Raw genomic sequence first — 278 nt, forward strand, 5'->3', positions numbered from 1 at the left:
GCGGGTGCCGGTCGCGGCGTGGTTCGCCGACCAGGCCCGCAGTCGTGCGGCCGGATTGATCGCCGGCCTGCGGGGGCGCGGCCGGCTGGCCGATGCGCTGTCCTTCGCGCCGGACGAGGGCATCGTGCCGCTGCGCGAAACCACGCGCATCGCCGCCGAAGTGCGCGAACGCCTGCAGGTGCCGGAACCGTCGATCTGAACGGCGCTGTCGCGCGGGCTGGCCGGGGACTGCGCCGCGGGCGATAATTGGCGACTTTTTCGCCAACACGCGTCCTGTC

At 73.4% G+C, this 278-nt stretch carries 1 protein-coding gene; it reads left to right on the forward strand.

Annotated elements, in window-relative coordinates; translation table 11 throughout:
• The coding region (locus tag SB658_RS23425; RefSeq protein WP_410602681.1) for a hypothetical protein at positions 1-199 on the forward strand (199 nt) is incomplete at its 5' end.
• Positions 200-278 lie beyond the last annotated feature (79 nt).

It is taken from the genome of Bacillus sp. SIMBA_008 (assembly GCF_046535495.1).
Classification (GTDB): Bacteria; Bacillota; Bacilli; order Bacillales; family Bacillaceae; genus Bacillus; species Bacillus subtilis.